Origin of the sequence: Rhodoblastus sp. 17X3, assembly GCF_030056575.1 — a bacterium.
Classification (GTDB): domain Bacteria; phylum Pseudomonadota; class Alphaproteobacteria; order Rhizobiales; family Beijerinckiaceae; genus Rhodoblastus.
The window spans coordinates 1-631 of the sequence record NZ_JASHHX010000068.1 but is presented as its reverse complement, the minus strand read 5'-3'; the positions used below and the strand labels follow the sequence as shown (position 1 = coordinate 631).

Here is a 631-nt window from a genome sequence, read left to right as displayed (position 1 = left end):
CGCCGCATTGGCGCTGCTGGTCGAGAATGTCACCGTATCCAGCGCCGTCTGATATTGCGCCACCGTCGCCTGCCCGCTCAGCGTCAGCACGCCGGTCGCCGCATTATATGCGCCCGTGATGCCGTTCTGGTTGGCGAAGTTGAGCAGATCGCCGGATTGGAAATTGGAGATCGCCACCGTCGCCGAGGCGAGCTTGAGATTGTCCGGATCGCTGGCCGACAGCGCGCTGTCGATGACGACCGCGACGCCCCCCGAGGCATAAGTCGTCGTGTTGCCCGCGCCCGACAACACCGGCGCCTGATCGACGCCAATGACATTGACGGTGCTGGACACGACAGTCGATTTCAGCGCGCCGGCGCTGACCTGCCAGTTGATCGTGCGCGCAAGATCGGTGCCGTAATTGGTCGGATTGGCGCTGGTCGAACTGAAACTGACGCTGTCGAGCGCTGTCTGATAGGCGGCAAGGCTGGCCGAGCCGGTCAGCGTCAGCACCCCGGTCGTTGCATTATACGAGCCGGTAATGCCGTTCTGATTGGTGAAGTTCAAGGCGTCGCCGGCGAAAAACCCTCCGCCGATGGAAACGGTCGCGCCACTCAGTGTCGAACTGCTTGGGTCGGAGACCGTCAAGCCG

1 protein-coding gene is annotated in these 631 nt (G+C 62.9%); it reads right to left on the bottom strand.

Annotation, left to right across the window (positions count from 1 at the left end; translation table 11 throughout):
- Positions 1–631: hypothetical protein (locus QM467_RS19810; protein WP_283368054.1), on the bottom strand; the 631-nt coding region annotated here is incomplete at both ends.